The organism is Blautia massiliensis (ex Durand et al. 2017) (genome assembly GCF_051861785.1).
GTDB classification, from domain to species: domain Bacteria; phylum Bacillota; class Clostridia; order Lachnospirales; family Lachnospiraceae; genus Blautia_A; species Blautia_A luti_A.
Window position 1 is genome coordinate 3,604,379 of sequence record NZ_CP146725.1, and the last position, 14,487, is coordinate 3,618,865.

Genomic DNA, 14,487 nt, shown 5'->3' on the forward strand with positions numbered 1-14,487 from the left:
GTCAAATGGCAGATGATATATAGAATATAAAATTAATAATGTAGAGGCAATAAAGGTGAAAAAGGTAGAAATTATTGAGAGAATCACAGATGCTAATGGAAGCATAAGTGAAAACATATTGACTAGCTGGGAACATAAAAACCAATTCATACCGGAAATTATAAGGTTTGGAGAATTAAAAATATATCTACAGGAACGAATTGTTAAAAAGAATGATAGTGATGTTCATCTTTCAAAATATGAATATGATATTTTACTTTTTTTAGCGAAAAGTCCAGGTAGAATATTTGGAAAAGAAATGGTTTATGATCTGGTATGGAATGAACCTTATTCCGGTGATTATAATGTGGTTATGCGACATATCTGCAATATCAGAGAAAAAATAGAAGATGATCCTGGACAACCATTATATATACAAACAGTACGAGGTGTAGGATATCGGTTTAATGGGAATTTAGGCAGCGAGTGAAATCGCTGCCTATTATTATGGTTTTACAAAGAAGGGAGTTGGTTATGAGAAGATCTTTGTATTTCAGGAGCATCCTGTTTGAGATATTTGGACAGGTTTTGATGTATCAATTCCAACTCTTTTATTTCTTGCTTAAAAGAAACGTATTGAGTATTTAGAGATTCTTTTCTGGAAATAAGATCTGCAATTTGCTCTTGCAACTTATTGGAATTAAGATGTTTCAGGTTTATACCATTTTCCTGTAAAATATGTTCAGCACCCGCGAAAAGAATAATTTGAGATTCATATTTACGGAAATAACGATCTGGATCTTTGGAGCTTTTATAATGGTCGTCGTAAATTTTATTTTTCTGATATTGTTCGGCATATTTTAGCATTTCTCGAAGATGGCGTATCTGAGACTCGAGAGAAACAACAGAGGTATTTACCTCTTTTTGCTGCATATGTAACAAGGCTATGCGGTCTTCAAGTTCTGAAAAATTATGTAGATTATGTGTGAACATCTTGTTATATTCAGCAGAGACAATTTTTAAATTTTCCTTATTTGCCCATTTCTGAAGTCCAATGTTTCCTGCTATATTGGGAGCATTGGTATCTATTAATTTGTTATGAACAGAAGGAAAAATAGCTTTCTGACGTTTATTTTCAATGCGTTCTTTGATACGTTCCTTAGTAAAGTTTTTTCCTAAAGATTTAGCACTTCCACGCACTGGACGGGACATATCGTGAGAACGAAAGGTAATGTATTTTCTGCTGTTTTCGCCAAATTCTGCGTTTTTTATTTCATATCCTTTAGCTTCCATAAATGTAAGAAATTCTGAATAAGTGGAAACGATCCGGATTGTCTGGTTGATATCTTTTCGCAGCTGCGTTTTTTTACTGGATTCAGATTTATTTGCAGCCCATTCATTGTATTTCATTCCCTTTTTACCATCTGGCATAATTGTGGACAGGTTATGTTCCAGGCATAAAGTGTCGCTGAGATTTCGTATTTTCCAGTAATTCTTTTTACAGTCATGGTAATGAGAAAAAGTGATGTTATCTGCAGAACAGAAAATTAAATGGTTATGTACATGACCTTTATCAGTGTGTGTTGTCAGAACATAGGAGTATTTTCCCTCCAGTAAGCGATCCGCAAGTTCTTTGCCAATTTGATGGGCTTCTTCATAGGAAACTTCACCAGGGGAAAATGCCTGAATCAGATGAAATGCCTTATTTGTATTGTGCGGATCTCTGCAGTCATGTGTATGATCCAAAGTGTATTTGAAGTCAAGAACGGCTGTTTCGGGAGAGCAGGCAAAGGAAGAAATATATAGATTCTGGCCAGTTTTATCTGGATTGCAGATGTATTCTATTGCTTTATCAACGGTTGTTTTGATACCATGGATTTTTGTAACTGCCATATTTTTTCCATTAACTCCTTTATATCGTCCAGGTCCTTTGGGTAAACTGTATTGGTACTGTTTATACGATGGGTGATCTGATTCAAATTGCTGCTGATATTGCCCAGCAGGGTATTCATTTTTCGGATATGAGAGTAGTCTACTTCATATACAAATCCATATAAGATCATTTTCCGTAGAAAGGCAGATTTGCTTTTCATCCTGGAAAGACGATATTTTTCTTCTAAAATGTATTGTTCGTCATCATTCAAATAAAATTGTACGGGATGAATTCTGGTACGTTTGCTCATTGAAATCCTCCAATTCGTTTTTTTCTATAAAAAAGAGTACAAAAAAACTGTCTAACCAGTTCGGCTATGACAGTTATGGTACTTGGTTTTTTGTTGGTTTGGACAGATGTATCTGTAAGTTATTTTAACAGGACTGGGTGAAAGCGTCAAATTAAGAAATTATAAAATATGAGAGGGCCAGGGATACTCCCTGATACATTTTGGTAGAATGAACCGGAAAGGGAATTTGACAAAATGAGCCAGTTGTCATGACACTGGCAGTGCTTGCTTCTTTTGGGGTGTAGCCTGCAAAGCAGGCTATGCAAAAGCTATAAAACATAAATAGAACTGTGAGAAGTGGTTGAGAATATAATCCTGATAGCGTATAATCAGAGCAAGAAATCGTAAGTGAGGGATAAATTTGAAACGTGAGGAAATTTTTCAATATGTGAAAGAGCAATATGGAACGGAACCGGAATATTTATGGAAAAAAGATCCTGATTCTGCGGTGCTTCGACATAAAAATGGAAAATGGTATGCTATAATTATGGCAGTGGAAAAGAAAACACTGGGATTAGAAGAAGATGGAAAAATTAATATCCTGGATGTAAAATGTGACCCTGATCTGGTTGGGATGTTAATTGAAACGTATGGATTTTTACCGGGGTATCATATGAATAAGCGACACTGGATTACGATTCTTTTGGATGAATCTGTCAGTGAAGCTAAGACGCTAGATTTTCTGGATATGAGTTATGATTTAATTGACAGTGGGAAGTAATTAAAATTAAAAAGGAAGCCTTTCAGAAAAATCTCTGATCGGCTCCCAGGTATTCATTCTGGATATGTATAAGTTGATCTTTGCAACAGGATATTTTCCCAATCTCGTTCATGGCGCAGCACTCGGAGAATATGAATCTCTTTTGTTTCTTCCATTATAATATAAAAAATAATAGATGGCGGAAAAGATCTTTTATGTATGGAATATCCTCTGTACAGAATTTGAGTTCGGGGAAAGGCAGTACTGAACTGGCCTAAATTCTGCATTTGTTCTTTCAGATCAGATTGAAAACGGTCAGCACGTTGCTGGCCGAATTCTTCTTCAATATAATCTGCAATGTCTGTGACATCGTAAATTGCTTCCCAGGTTAAAATAATTTTATATTCTTGCATTTCTTCGTGCATCCCTTAATTCTGTGATTTTGCGAAAAGCATCTTCCAGTGGCAATTCACGACCAGCTTCCATATCATCAATTCCCCGGTCTAACATGCGGAGAAGATGATTGTTTTCCTGGTTTTTATCGGTTGTAGGGACTTTTTTTGTTAATTCCATGAAATCACTCCAATCATACGGTTTATAAATAGTGTATGTTGTTCAGAAGTATCTATCCATAGTTTAGCATAGAATGGGCAGCAATACAATTGAATTATTTTGCAGGAGCGTCCGTCAGACCAAGAAGATATTCGCAGGAAACATTAAATACTTCGGCCAGTGCGACAACTTCGTAGTCGGGAACGAAACGTGTGCCTTGTTCAATTCGCAGGATTGCCAGATCATTAAAATCATATCCTGCAAGTTGTAATTTGGCAGCGAGTGTTTTCTGAGTAAGATTATGAGCCTTTCGTAATTCTTTTACCCGTTGTCCTATTCTGTTTTTACTGTTCGTTTTTTTATCCCAATAAATAATCATTCTGATCCTCAAAAGTTTCTAAAGATGAAGTATTATTATTGATTTTAAGGAAAAATATTGTTACTATACTTCTAAAGATGAAGTTTTTGGAAAGTTTATTTGATTTTTGAAATAAGAAAATGATAATGCTGCCTGTAATGAGAAATAATTCTAATGAGAGGTGGAAAGAAGATGAATGAATTTTATGAAGCAGTATCGAATTTATTTGAGGAATTGCGCTGTGACTTCGGAGAAAGAGAATATACAGTACAGCCGGAAGAATGGAAAGAAGCAGAGAAGAATTTGAAACAAATACAAAAGAAGCTGCCACTACATCTGGAAAAAATCCCAGAGCGTGAGCAGAATTTCTGGAATAAATATCTGGATCAGTTAGAACATTTCCATTATGAAGAGGAGCAGCGGGCTTATTACCAGGGAATGATGGATGTAGTTGAGTTTCTTATTAATATAGGGGCAATAAAGAAATCCACGAATGTTAAGAGAATGATAGAAAAATATGCACGTTAAGAGTGGCGGTATGGGAAACCATACCGCTTCTTCAGAATAATTCAGATAGAATTCAAATGAATTTCAGGGATCTTGTTTATCGTGGTCTGTAGGAATTTTGTATGTGCGCAGGTATGCTTCTACGATGGCAAGGATAGCGGTAATTTGCTCATCGTTGCATTTTGATAGGTACATGAGCAGGCGTTGATAATCAAGATTATCTGTATGATTGTTTGGATAAAACAATGGTTCAGGAGGAACATTTAAAGCGCGTACCAGTTTTCTGATTTTATGAAAACTGGGAACTCGGCCCCCATTTTCAATTTCCTTTAAATATCGGCTGGACATTTCTGCTTTTTCAGCTAATTCTTCATAAGTCAATTTTTGCTCGTGTCGGGCGTTCTTAAAAAACAATCCCAGTTCTTTATCTGTTTGTTTTGGCATATGATACACCTCCATGTTTAGTGTATAGTTCCCTTTCTTGAAAGAAAATGAACTAATATTTCACTAAAAAAGAGGGTGATATTTCACTTTTTAAAAGACATATAAAATTCTGAATTTCCGTAAAACAGATCCGGAGGTATAGGAAAGATTAAGAATTTTATTGTCTGGTATCATATCCGTCATTACGTGACGGATGAAATAGATAAATAGTTCAAAAAAGCAAATAAATTTCTTTACCTCAAAAAGTGAATTATATGCCACAAAAAATGATGGCAAAATATTATCTTTTGATATAAATAGCGTCCGATGGGCTAAAAACTACCCATTAGGACGTTTTTTATATACCTCAAAATACAGGAAAAACAATTTTCTCGTATTTATTAAGAAATTTTTTAAAAATTTCTTCCCACACCCCGACAAATGCACTCATCCGTTTGGGATATGTGTGAAGGGGAAGCAAGAACTTTGCTTATTGCCTACCGGCGGGGAAGGAGGTGAACTCTTATGGAGCAATCCTCTTTTCAAGATGAGCAGACAGTCAGACATCAGTTTGATTCTCTGTGCAAGCTGGCATTGAAAAGTGAAGTTATTAATTATGAAAAGCATATGGCATATCGCCAGAAGTATGAAGTGATGTTGTCAGAATTATCAGAAAAGGAGTTGAGCAGACTTTTTATAATGGATGAGCATGAAATGGAAACACATCGTTTTCAGGTCCTGGGTTACGACATAGAAGTCAAAGATGCATTGATTGCTGAAGCACTGCAGACACTTACTGAAAAGAAAAGGAATGTTGTGTTATTATCATATTTTATGGATATGAGTGATGCAGACATTGCCAGAGAAATGAATCTTGTACGCAGCACAATTAATGAGCATCGTAGACGATCACTGGAACTGATGAGAAAAAATATGGAGGAATCTGCAAATGAAAAAAAGTAAAAAACAGAAATGCGCATTTGATTTGCTGCCATTCCATGTTATTGAGGCAGCATCAACTGGTGATACTGAGGCAATCCAGGCAGTGTTGAAGCATTATGAAGGGTACATAACAGTTTTGGCTACCAGAAAAATGTTTGACGAATTTGGATAGGTGCATTACTGTGTAGATGAAACTCTGCGTCAACGCCTGGAAGCAAAACTGATTACTAAGACCTTGGGATTTGATACGAAATCATATGTAAGGAAAAGTAATCAGTAAAGGGAGTATTTAATATAGATTCCTTTTCCCCTTCAGGAATTTTTGTACCTTGAAAATTGTATATTGTTTTACATACAGGACGTGAAGATATGTAGAGCCACTAGGTAAATCCGCCATGATATATCTGCTCTGTTAATGGAGTAAATACGAGGAAATGCTGAAATATAACATTGAAGTAAAGGTATGGAGCGAGAAGAATTTGACAAAATGTGTAGCAGCTGCACAGGGCGACGAAGCATATCTGTGATAATGATACTTCCAGAAAAAATCTGGTCATATTTAATGACGGTGCAAAACCGATGTGGGCAGAGTACTGAACTGCCACCTGTATTGTAATTTTATCTGCCGATGACAGTGTATAAAATTGTAAATTGTCATGGGCAGATAAAAATGTTTTGTCCAAAGAGAAAAGGAGGAGAGAAGAGTGGCGATTAAAATTGAAAAAGGTAAGATTCCAATTTGGGAAAAATATATGCTTACGGTGGATGAAGCAGTGCAATATTTCGGAATAGGTGAAAAGAAAATAAGGATGCTTATTTCGGAACATCTAAATTCAGAATGTTGCTTTACAGTCCAGGTGGGGTGTAAGTCATTGATTAACCGTAAGAAATTTGAGGCCTTTCTGGATCAGACTACGTCTTTGTAAAAAATATACGAACAATTTAGCACTTTAAAGTGGAAATGTTAGCCCTGGTATGATATAATACCTATATCGTGCTAGGGCTTCTTCGTAGAAAGGGGCGAAGACGTTTGGGTAAAACAAAACGTGACCAAAAACGACGAGATAAAAAAGGTCGAATTTTACGAAACGGAGAAAGTCAGAGAAAAGATGGAAGATATGCGTTTGTATATACAGATTGTTATGGAAAGCAGAAGTTTTTGTATAGTTGGAAATTAGAGCCAACAGATTCTCTGCCAACTGGATGCAGACCATGCTTAGCTCTAAGGGAAAAAGAAAAAAATATCCAAAGAGATTTACATGATGGTATAGTACCTTACGGAGGAAATTTAACAGTTTTGGATTTGGTTCAAAAATACATTGGACAAAAAAAGGGGATTCGTCATAACACTCAGGCGAACTATGATTTTGTGATCAATATAATAAAAAAAGAAGAATTCGGAACCAGAAGAATAGATAAAATAAAATTGTCGGATGCAAAAGCATGGTTTATTAAGCTGCAAGCAGATGGAAGAGGATACAGTTCCATTCACAGTGTGCGTGGAATTGTAAGACCTGCATTTCAGATGGCAGTTGAAGATGATTTACTGCGCAAGAATCCTTTTGAATTTCAATTATGTACAGTTGTCGTAAATGACAGTGTTACAAGACAGGCAATTACAAAAGAACAGGAAGAGTTGTTTCTGGAGTTTATCCGAAATGATGACCATTACTCAAAATACTATAATGGAATGTTTATTTTGTTTAAGACTGGACTTCGTATTTCTGAGTTTTGTGGATTGACAGTGAAAGATATTGATCTTCAGGAGAGAAAAATCAATGTGAATCATCAGCTTCAGAGAACCAGAGGAATGCAGTACGTCATTGAAGATACCAAAACTTCAAGTGGAACACGAATGTTACCGATGACAGATGAAGTTTATGAATGTTTTGAACAGATTGTGAAAAATCGTAAAAAAGTAAGGGTTGAGCCGATTATAGATGGATATAGTCGATTCTTATTTCTGGATAAAAAAGATATGCCTGAAGTAGCACTTCATTGGGAAAAACATTTTCAGTGGGCGTTAGGAAAGTATAATCGTACTCATGAGGAACAAATGCCAAAGATCACGCCTCATGTATGCAGGCATACATATTGTTCCAATATGGCGAAAGCTGGAATGAATCCGAAAGCACTCCAATATTTAATGGGACATTCTGATATAGGGGTTACGTTAAATGTATATACGCATCTGGGATTAATTGATGCAAAAGAAGAGATGAATAGGATTGCAAAACTGGCATAGTATGATAAAATAATAGAAAAAAGAATTAAAAATAATCTGATTATAAGGTTCTTAGAAAGCCTGTTTTCCAGGCTGGTTATTACTAAGAAGTTACTAAATTTGGATAAGAAAATATACGAATTTATGCTGTGATATACAGGAAAATGACAGGATTGAAGATTATCGGAAAATGCCTGTAAACAGCGTAAATACAGCATTTCAAGGAGTTTTAAGCAATGATAAGTGTGTTATTTGTCTGCCACGGCAATATCTGCAGATCAACCATGGCCGAGAGTGTTTTTACGCACAAGGTAAAAACGCTCGGCCTTTCAGATCAGTTTTTGATCGACAGTTTTGCAACAAGTACAGAAGAGATTGGGAATCCGCCTCACAGGGGAACAGTGAACAAGCTGAGAGAAGTGGGAATACCACTGGTTCCGCACAGAGCGAAGCAGATTACGTGGGCGGATTATGAAAAAGCCGATTATATTATTGGTATGGATTCTGCTAATATGCGTAATCTTAACAGGATGCTGAAGAATGATCCGGAAGAGAAGCTTTATAAGTTTCTGACTTTTGCCGGATCAGGACGGGATATTGCGGATCCTTGGTATACAGGAAATTTTGATGAAACTTATGAAGATATACAGGAAGGTTGTGAGGGATTTCTGGATTATCTGGAGAAACATGGAGAAATCCATTACTGATATTTCGGAATGAGACACAAATCTGAAATAATACAAAAGGTATGACAGTAAAAGGCAGCGGAAGCTGCTTTTTCTGTCGATGAAAACTTCTTTACAAATCTGAAAACTTCTATTATACTTGTCCATACAGCAAGCAACTCAGATTCAGCAGAGAAATCTGCTCTCTGCAATTCTACAGTGGAAGTTCTTTCCACAGAAATATCTAATTATATTATCAAATCAGAATCATTTTGTGTGTCGTTGTGAGAGCGCACAGGATTTTGTCGGGACATTCGTCCGCTTTGTTTCACAGAAAGGAAATTAAATATGGAAAAAAGTTATGAAACTTTTGTCACGGACCTGAGAAAGCTTCTTCTTGCGGCTATGGATCTGAAGGAAGAAGAAATTTATTTTTCAAACGATGGAGAAAAATATGGCTGTTTGGGAGATAGGCTATTTGTAGAAAGTGGTCATATGGAAAAGGCAAAAACAGTCTGCGGGTTGCATACAGAAGAGCTTTATAAAAGGTACTGTCAGGAACATTCTTTTGAAAATATCGTTCATGATTGTGTTAGGGAGATAAAAAAAGTCAGTGAAAATTGTGTGCTATGTGATTTGGACGATCTGAAAGATTATGAGAAGGTAAAAAGCAGACTTTTTATTCGACTTCTGAATGCAGATAAAAACAGGACTATACTGAAGGAGCTGGTTCATCACAAAATCGGAGATATTGCTTTAGTGGTTTATTATCTTGCAGGAGAAAAAGAGGGATATGTTCTGAGTGCAAAGATCAAGAAAAGTTTTGTGGAGAAATGGGGAAAAGATGCGGATACTGTTTTCGAAGCTGCTCTAATAAATACATATTTTATCAGCCCACCAAGAATCTATCATTGGGAAAAAATGCTGTTTGATAAGACGTACGAAGGAGATAATTTCATGGATATCCTTGGAACATACCATCCAAATAAAGGGATTGCCGGGAATTGCCTGAGTACAGAAAAGCGTACTAATGGAGCGGCAGCAATCTTTTTGCCCGGGGTAGCCAGACGTCTTTCTGAACTTCTGGGGTCAGACCTGTATCTGGTTTTTACCAGTGTTCATGAAGTAATGGTCCATAATGCAGATGTAGTTTATCCGGAAGATTTGAAAGAGGTTCTAAGTGATACGCTCGAGAAAGCAACTCCGGAAGAGGATTATCTGACATCTTCCATTTATCGATACAGCAGAAGGAGTGGTGAATTCTCTGTGGAATTGAAATGAGCTAAAGAAAAGTGTCATATGGAAATTAAGGCCGGAATCCATCATAAAGAATGAAATTCCGGCCAGGTTCTTTCTCTGTGTTATGCTGTTTGTCTAACTATTATTATAAAAGCTTTTTTGTGGTTTAGCTGAGAAGTGCGGAATCGTTGGAAAATTCTTCACCGCTGGCTTCTTCGAATTTGTCTAGAAGATCTTTGACTGTAAGCTTTTTCTTTTCTTCACCCTGGATATCCAGAATGATCTTTCCCTCCCACATCATGATCAGACGGTTGCCGTGAGTGATAGCATCACGCATGTTATGGGTGATCATCATGGTTGTCAGATGATCGCGGGTTACGATCATGTCTGTGATCTCGAGAACCTTGGCTGCAGTCTTCGGATCAAGGGCAGCAGTGTGCTCATCCAGAAGAAGAAGCTGAGGCTTCTTTAAAGTTGCCATCAGAAGTGTCAATGCCTGTCGCTGGCCACCGGAGAGGAGTCCGACTTTGGAAGTGAGGCGGTCCTCAAGACCAAGACCGAGAATCTTCAGGAGTTCGTGATATTCTTCTCGTTCCTGACGGGTAATGCCCGGACGGAGAAGGCGGGATTTTCCGCGGCGTTTGGCAAGAGCGAGATTTTCTTCAATTCCCATAGTTGCAGCAGTTCCGGTCATAGGATCCTGGAATACACGGCCAAGATACGCGGCTCTTTTATATTCGGAAAGTTTTGTGACATCGGTTCCACCGATAATGATCTTTCCGGAATCTACAGGCCAGGCACCTGCAACTGCATTCAGCATAGTGGATTTTCCGGCGCCGTTTCCTCCGATGACTGTAACAAAATCACCTTCGTTCAGATGAAGATCCACGCCGTTTAAAGCAACCTTTTCATTGATGGTGCCCGGATTAAATGTTTTATGTATATCGATCAGTTTCAGCATGATCATTTACCTCCCTGTTTGGCTTTTGTAAAGTATTTGCCCTTCCAGTATGGGAAAGCAAGGAACAATGCAACGACGAGTGCGGAAAGCATTTTCAGAAGGTCTGTATCAATTCCCATCCAGATAACAATCTGAAGTACCAGATAATAAAGAATAGAACCAAATACAACGCTTAACAGCTTCAGTGCAAAGTTGCGGAAAATACGGCTGAAGATCGCTTCACCGATAATTACTGCAGCAAGACCGATAACGATGGAACCACGTCCCATGTTGATATCTGCAAATCCCTGGTACTGTGTAAGAAGAGCGCCGGAAAGAGCAACAAGTCCGTTGGAAAGCATCAGTCCCAGAACCTTATTGCGGTCTGTGTTGATACCCTGTGCACGGGACATGCTTGGATTACATCCGGTCGCACGCAGGGAACATCCGAGTTCAGTTCCGAAGAACCAGTAAAGGACTGCGATCAGAATAGCGATCATAATTGCTACGATAAAAAGCGTATTCTGTGTCAGAGCAACACCCTTGACACGTCGAAGGGATACCAGAAGATTAAATTTATCAACATTGATCGCCTGGTTTGCTTTTCCCATGATCTTCAGGTTGACAGAGTAAAGGGAAAGCTGTGTCAGGATTCCGGCAAGGATAGCCGGGATACCCATAAAGGTATGAAAAATACCGGTGGCAAGACCGGCCAGAAGTCCGGCTCCTGTTGCAGCCAGCATGGACACCCATACATTGTGTCCGCTGAGCATCATCATGATGCAGACAGCGCCGCCTGTACATAAAGTTCCGTCAACGGTAAGATCCGCAATATCAAGAATGCGGAATGTAATGTACACACCGATCGCCATGATTCCCCAGATAAGCCCCTGTGCGGCAGCTCCTGGAAGTGCGGTTATTAAACTCATAATCTGCATGTTAAATTATCCTCCTCTTTTTTATGCACGAACAGCGAGAAGGGGAACTCCCTTCTCGCTGTATCAGTGTATAATAGGTTTTTTACCGATTATTCAGCTGCTTCTTCTGTTTCGATTACTTCATATCCATCCGGAATTTTAATACCAAGCTCGTCACAGATGTCTTTGTTGTATTCTTTTGTGAATTTTGGTGCATATTCAATCGGCATTTTGGAGATATCTTTACCATCCTGAAGGATGCTGACTGCCATTTCGCCGGTTTTGTATCCAAGATCATAGTAGTCGATGGAAAGTGTTGCAACACCACATGCCTGGCAGATACCTTCTTCACCAGCGATTACCGGAACCTTTGCCGGAAGACAGATGTTGTTGATGATCTCAGTATTGGATGCTACAGTATTATCTGTAGGTGCATAGATCACATCACTGTCATTGGCAGCTGTAGTAACAACGGATGAAAGATCGTTGGAATCAGAGAATGCATAATATTCACAGGTATAACCAAGCTTCTCAAGAGCATCCTTTACAGTATCTACCTGATATTGGGAGTTCGGCTCTGCTGAGCAGTAGAGAAGTCCGACATTTTTTGCATCCGGGAAAAGCTCATGGAGCATATCGGCCTGCTCATCAAGAGGTGCAAGATCAGAAGTACCGGAAATGTTCCCGCCTACTGTTCCGTCAAAGTCATCGATTCCAAGAGCAACACCATACTCGGTAACGGCTGTTCCGAGAATCGGGATATCGGAAGTTCCGGCAGCTGCAGCCTGAAGAGATGCGGTTGCATTTGCAAGGATCAGGTCTGCCCCCTCTGAAACAAAGCCGTTGATAATGGTAGAACAGGTATTAGAATCACCCTGTGCATTCTGCTCGTCGAATTTTACGGAATCTCCCATTTTCTCAGTGATGGCATCCTCAAAGCCCTTGGTTGCGGCATCCAGTGCATCATGCTGGACCAGCTGGCAGATACCTATTGTGTAAGTCTTTTCTTCTTTGGCGCTTACTGTGGCAGCACAGGTTCCTGTTACAAGAGCTGCTGCGAGTACAGCTGTTAAAATACGCTTTTTCATATTGTTTTCCTCCTCACGATGTTGCTGCATTTTTGGATTATTTAAAAATACAACGCTGATTGTGTTAATATAACACTTTAACGCTTAAAAGTCAAGAAGAATTAACGTGAAAATATGTTGAGTAAACAGATCCGGAAAACAAAATAAAGCATGAAATGAAATGCAGGCACAGGAAAAAACATACAATCATATCATATTGTGAATGAAATTCTCAAGGAGAAAGAACATGGCATATAAAATCGTTCTGGATGCCGGACATGGTGGAGAAGATCCGGGTGCTGTTTATAAAGATCGCAAGGAAAAGGATGACAATCTGAAACTGACCCTTGCAGTAGGAAAGATCCTGGAAGAGAACGGCGTGGATGTGGTTTATACCAGGACTACAGATGTTTATCAGACTCCTTTTGAAAAAGCGAAAGCTGCAAATGAAGCTGGAGCAGATTTTTTTATTTCTTTTCATCGCAACAGCAGTTCCAAGCCGGAACAATACAATGGAGTTGAAGTACTGGTCTATGATAAGAAAGGCATTAAATATCAGATGGCACAGAATATCCTGGGAGCATTGGGAGAACTGGGGTTTCGGGAACTGGGCGTAAAAGAACGTCCGGGGCTGGTAGTGCTCCGGCGCACAAAAATGCCGGCACTTTTGGTCGAGACCGGATTTATAAACTCGGAAAAGGATAATCAGCTTTTTGAAAAAAAATTCGAAGAGATTGCCAGAAGCATCGCAGATGCCATTCTGGGAACATTGAATGAGGAAACGGTAGAAGAGCCATTGTATTATCGGGTACAGACAGGAGCATTTCGAAATCGGGAAAATGCAGACAGGATGTTGTATCAGCTGACAGATCAGGGATTTCCGGCGTTTATCCTGAGAGAGAATGATCTTTACAAAGTTCAGGTAGGAGCATATATGCAGCTTGGAAATGCGGTCAATATGGAACAAAGGCTGAGGGACAGTGGATATAGCACAGTGATCGTTACAAAATAGAAAACAGATGATCTGTTAGTGCATTTGCCACGAAAGAGTGATATGATTAGGCAATACAAAAAGCTGGATAAGAGATATCTGTCAGATAAATATCTTTTGATCCGGGATTTAGCTGCAGATGGTAAAGAAAGGACATAGAAAATAATGTACGAAGAGTTTTTGAAACAGATAGAAGATTTCATGTTTATAGAAGATAAGCCGGAAAAAGCGGATGTGATCTTTGTTCCGGGAAACGGATATCCTCAAATGGCAGAAAAAGCAGCGGAGCTTTACAGGAATGGGTTTGCACCAAAGATTCTGCCCAGTGGAAGATACAGTATCACAGCAGGGAGATTTACAGGAGTTCTTGACAAGAAAGAATGTTATTGTGGGGCATACAAAACGGAATGGGATTTTTTGAAAGATGTTCTGATGCAGAATGGTGTACCGGAAGAAGCAATTCTGAAAGAAGATCAGGCAACCTACACTTATGAGAACGCAATTTATTCCAGACAGGTAACAGACAGAGAACACCTGGATATCAAAAAGGCGATTCTCTGCTGTAAAACCTGTCATGCAAGACGTGCGTTGATGTATTACAAGTTGCTTTATCCGGATACGGAATTCTTTGTGAGTTCGTGTTGTGTGGATTCTATAGATAAAAATACGTGGATTATGACAAATGATGGAATTGATGAGGTAATGGGGGAAATAACTAGAATAATTAAACAAATTTCATTGATGCTCAAAAAAAATTAATT

General features: G+C 38.6%; 19 protein-coding genes and 1 pseudogene. 11 read left to right on the plus strand and 9 right to left on the minus strand.

What is annotated here, in order from left to right:
• Window positions 1-55 precede the first annotated feature (55 nt).
• Window positions 56-469: a winged helix-turn-helix domain-containing protein gene (locus V9W66_RS16960; RefSeq protein ID WP_138277359.1), complete on the plus strand. Its 414-nt coding sequence runs from the start codon at window positions 56-58 to the stop codon at window positions 467-469.
• Window positions 470-492: 23 nt separating this feature from the next.
• Here V9W66_RS16960 and V9W66_RS16965 read toward each other — a convergent pair whose 3' ends face one another.
• Window positions 493-1,872, minus strand: coding sequence for a relaxase/mobilization nuclease domain-containing protein (locus tag V9W66_RS16965; RefSeq protein ID WP_144095781.1), 1,380 nt, complete (start codon window positions 1,870-1,872; stop codon window positions 493-495).
• Window positions 1,821-2,162 carry a plasmid mobilization protein gene (locus V9W66_RS16970; protein WP_005426517.1) on the minus strand — a complete coding sequence of 114 codons (342 nt, stop codon included), beginning with the start codon at window positions 2,160-2,162 and terminating at the stop codon, window positions 1,821-1,823. Before V9W66_RS16970 ends, V9W66_RS16965 begins: the two co-directional genes overlap by 52 nt.
• A gap of 400 nt (window positions 2,163-2,562) precedes the next feature.
• Here V9W66_RS16970 and V9W66_RS16975 point away from each other — a divergent pair, with 400 nt between their 5' ends.
• Window positions 2,563-2,922 (plus strand): MmcQ/YjbR family DNA-binding protein, encoded by a 360-nt coding sequence (locus tag V9W66_RS16975; protein ID WP_138277361.1) that lies wholly within the window; start codon window positions 2,563-2,565, stop codon window positions 2,920-2,922.
• Between the two features lie 53 nt (window positions 2,923-2,975).
• On the opposite strand, the gene V9W66_RS16980 is transcribed toward V9W66_RS16975, so the two are convergent.
• The 3 genes from V9W66_RS16980 to V9W66_RS16990 form a co-directional block, all read right to left on the minus strand.
• The gene (locus tag V9W66_RS16980; protein WP_019162149.1) at window positions 2,976-3,314 is read right to left on the minus strand and encodes a type II toxin-antitoxin system RelE/ParE family toxin; all 339 of its coding nucleotides are present in this window, start codon (window positions 3,312-3,314) and stop codon (window positions 2,976-2,978) included.
• Window positions 3,301-3,474 carry a hypothetical protein gene (locus V9W66_RS16985; RefSeq protein ID WP_005426514.1) on the minus strand — a complete coding sequence of 58 codons (174 nt, stop codon included), beginning with the start codon at window positions 3,472-3,474 and terminating at the stop codon, window positions 3,301-3,303. The genes V9W66_RS16980 and V9W66_RS16985 overlap by 14 nt, the downstream gene beginning before the upstream one ends.
• 94 nt (window positions 3,475-3,568) lie before the next feature.
• Complete coding sequence (locus tag V9W66_RS16990; protein ID WP_015541275.1) at window positions 3,569-3,832, minus strand: helix-turn-helix domain-containing protein; 264 nt, start codon at window positions 3,830-3,832, stop codon at window positions 3,569-3,571.
• A 171-nt stretch (window positions 3,833-4,003) separates the two neighbouring features.
• Here V9W66_RS16990 and V9W66_RS16995 point away from each other — a divergent pair, with 171 nt between their 5' ends.
• Entirely contained in the window at window positions 4,004-4,339 is a 336-nt protein-coding gene (locus V9W66_RS16995; RefSeq protein ID WP_022214380.1) for a hypothetical protein, read from the plus strand.
• Between the two features lie 63 nt (window positions 4,340-4,402).
• On the opposite strand, the gene V9W66_RS17000 is transcribed toward V9W66_RS16995, so the two are convergent.
• Window positions 4,403-4,762 carry a helix-turn-helix domain-containing protein gene (locus V9W66_RS17000; RefSeq protein ID WP_015524620.1) on the minus strand — a complete coding sequence of 120 codons (360 nt, stop codon included), beginning with the start codon at window positions 4,760-4,762 and terminating at the stop codon, window positions 4,403-4,405.
• Window positions 4,763-5,266: 504 nt separating this feature from the next.
• Here V9W66_RS17000 and V9W66_RS17005 point away from each other — a divergent pair.
• The 6 genes and pseudogenes from V9W66_RS17005 to V9W66_RS17030 all read left to right on the plus strand — a co-directional run bounded on the left by V9W66_RS17005 (window position 5,267) and on the right by V9W66_RS17030 (window position 9,853).
• Entirely contained in the window at window positions 5,267-5,704 is a 438-nt protein-coding gene (locus tag V9W66_RS17005; RefSeq protein WP_005426505.1) for an RNA polymerase sigma factor, read from the plus strand.
• A pseudogene (locus V9W66_RS17010) lies at window positions 5,691-5,963 on the plus strand (helix-turn-helix domain-containing protein). Before V9W66_RS17005 ends, V9W66_RS17010 begins: the two are co-directional and overlap by 14 nt.
• A 424-nt stretch (window positions 5,964-6,387) precedes the next feature.
• The gene (locus tag V9W66_RS17015; protein WP_021650362.1) at window positions 6,388-6,609 is read left to right on the plus strand and encodes an excisionase; all 222 of its coding nucleotides are present in this window, start codon (window positions 6,388-6,390) and stop codon (window positions 6,607-6,609) included.
• 104 nt (window positions 6,610-6,713) lie between these two features.
• The gene (locus V9W66_RS17020; protein WP_144095777.1) at window positions 6,714-7,928 is read left to right on the plus strand and encodes an integrase DNA-binding domain-containing protein; all 1,215 of its coding nucleotides are present in this window, start codon (window positions 6,714-6,716) and stop codon (window positions 7,926-7,928) included.
• A 215-nt stretch (window positions 7,929-8,143) separates the two neighbouring features.
• Window positions 8,144-8,614, plus strand: coding sequence for a low molecular weight protein-tyrosine-phosphatase (locus V9W66_RS17025; RefSeq protein WP_144095775.1), 471 nt, complete (start codon window positions 8,144-8,146; stop codon window positions 8,612-8,614).
• A 306-nt stretch (window positions 8,615-8,920) separates the two neighbouring features.
• Window positions 8,921-9,853 (plus strand): DUF5688 family protein, encoded by a 933-nt coding sequence (locus tag V9W66_RS17030; RefSeq protein WP_129975279.1) that lies wholly within the window; start codon window positions 8,921-8,923, stop codon window positions 9,851-9,853.
• A 124-nt stretch (window positions 9,854-9,977) separates the two neighbouring features.
• Here V9W66_RS17030 and V9W66_RS17035 read toward each other — a convergent pair whose 3' ends face one another.
• The 3 genes from V9W66_RS17035 to V9W66_RS17045 form a co-directional block, all read right to left on the minus strand.
• Window positions 9,978-10,772: an ABC transporter ATP-binding protein gene (locus tag V9W66_RS17035; RefSeq protein WP_118515603.1), complete on the minus strand. Its 795-nt coding sequence runs from the start codon at window positions 10,770-10,772 to the stop codon at window positions 9,978-9,980.
• 2 nt (window positions 10,773-10,774) lie between these two features.
• Window positions 10,775-11,689 carry an ABC transporter permease gene (locus V9W66_RS17040; protein ID WP_144095773.1) on the minus strand — a complete coding sequence of 305 codons (915 nt, stop codon included), beginning with the start codon at window positions 11,687-11,689 and terminating at the stop codon, window positions 10,775-10,777.
• 89 nt (window positions 11,690-11,778) lie between these two features.
• Entirely contained in the window at window positions 11,779-12,756 is a 978-nt protein-coding gene (locus tag V9W66_RS17045; RefSeq protein WP_144095789.1) for an ABC transporter substrate-binding protein, read from the minus strand.
• A gap of 226 nt (window positions 12,757-12,982) precedes the next feature.
• Between V9W66_RS17045 and V9W66_RS17050 the strand changes: the two genes are divergently transcribed.
• Together V9W66_RS17050 and V9W66_RS17055 are read left to right on the plus strand one after the other, a co-directional pair.
• Entirely contained in the window at window positions 12,983-13,747 is a 765-nt protein-coding gene (locus tag V9W66_RS17050) for an N-acetylmuramoyl-L-alanine amidase (protein ID WP_144095771.1), read from the plus strand.
• A gap of 144 nt (window positions 13,748-13,891) precedes the next feature.
• Window positions 13,892-14,485 (plus strand): YdcF family protein, encoded by a 594-nt coding sequence (locus V9W66_RS17055; protein ID WP_144095769.1) that lies wholly within the window; start codon window positions 13,892-13,894, stop codon window positions 14,483-14,485.
• Window positions 14,486-14,487: the final 2 nt, after the last annotated feature.

What these genes read in the sequence shown, in the direction of transcription:
- V9W66_RS16965 (WP_144095781.1), bottom strand. Translation starts at nt 1,872, where the DNA reads ATGGCAGTTACAAAAATCCATGGTATCAAAACAACCGTTGATAAAGCA.
- V9W66_RS16970 (WP_005426517.1), bottom strand. Translation starts at nt 2,162, where the DNA reads ATGAGCAAACGTACCAGAATTCATCCCGTACAATTTTATTTGAATGAT.
- V9W66_RS16980 (WP_019162149.1), bottom strand. Translation starts at nt 3,314, where the DNA reads ATGCAAGAATATAAAATTATTTTAACCTGGGAAGCAATTTACGATGTC.
- V9W66_RS16985 (WP_005426514.1), bottom strand. Translation starts at nt 3,474, where the DNA reads ATGGAATTAACAAAAAAAGTCCCTACAACCGATAAAAACCAGGAAAAC.
- V9W66_RS16990 (WP_015541275.1), bottom strand. Translation starts at nt 3,832, where the DNA reads ATGATTATTTATTGGGATAAAAAAACGAACAGTAAAAACAGAATAGGA.
- V9W66_RS16995 (WP_022214380.1), top strand. Translation starts at nt 4,004, where the DNA reads ATGAATGAATTTTATGAAGCAGTATCGAATTTATTTGAGGAATTGCGC.
- V9W66_RS17000 (WP_015524620.1), bottom strand. Translation starts at nt 4,762, where the DNA reads ATGCCAAAACAAACAGATAAAGAACTGGGATTGTTTTTTAAGAACGCC.
- V9W66_RS17005 (WP_005426505.1), top strand. Translation starts at nt 5,267, where the DNA reads ATGGAGCAATCCTCTTTTCAAGATGAGCAGACAGTCAGACATCAGTTT.
- V9W66_RS17025 (WP_144095775.1), top strand. Translation starts at nt 8,144, where the DNA reads ATGATAAGTGTGTTATTTGTCTGCCACGGCAATATCTGCAGATCAACC.
- V9W66_RS17030 (WP_129975279.1), top strand. Translation starts at nt 8,921, where the DNA reads ATGGAAAAAAGTTATGAAACTTTTGTCACGGACCTGAGAAAGCTTCTT.
- V9W66_RS17035 (WP_118515603.1), bottom strand. Translation starts at nt 10,772, where the DNA reads ATGCTGAAACTGATCGATATACATAAAACATTTAATCCGGGCACCATC.
- V9W66_RS17040 (WP_144095773.1), bottom strand. Translation starts at nt 11,689, where the DNA reads ATGCAGATTATGAGTTTAATAACCGCACTTCCAGGAGCTGCCGCACAG.
- V9W66_RS17045 (WP_144095789.1), bottom strand. Translation starts at nt 12,756, where the DNA reads ATGAAAAAGCGTATTTTAACAGCTGTACTCGCAGCAGCTCTTGTAACA.
- V9W66_RS17050 (WP_144095771.1), top strand. Translation starts at nt 12,983, where the DNA reads ATGGCATATAAAATCGTTCTGGATGCCGGACATGGTGGAGAAGATCCG.
- V9W66_RS17055 (WP_144095769.1), top strand. Translation starts at nt 13,892, where the DNA reads ATGTACGAAGAGTTTTTGAAACAGATAGAAGATTTCATGTTTATAGAA.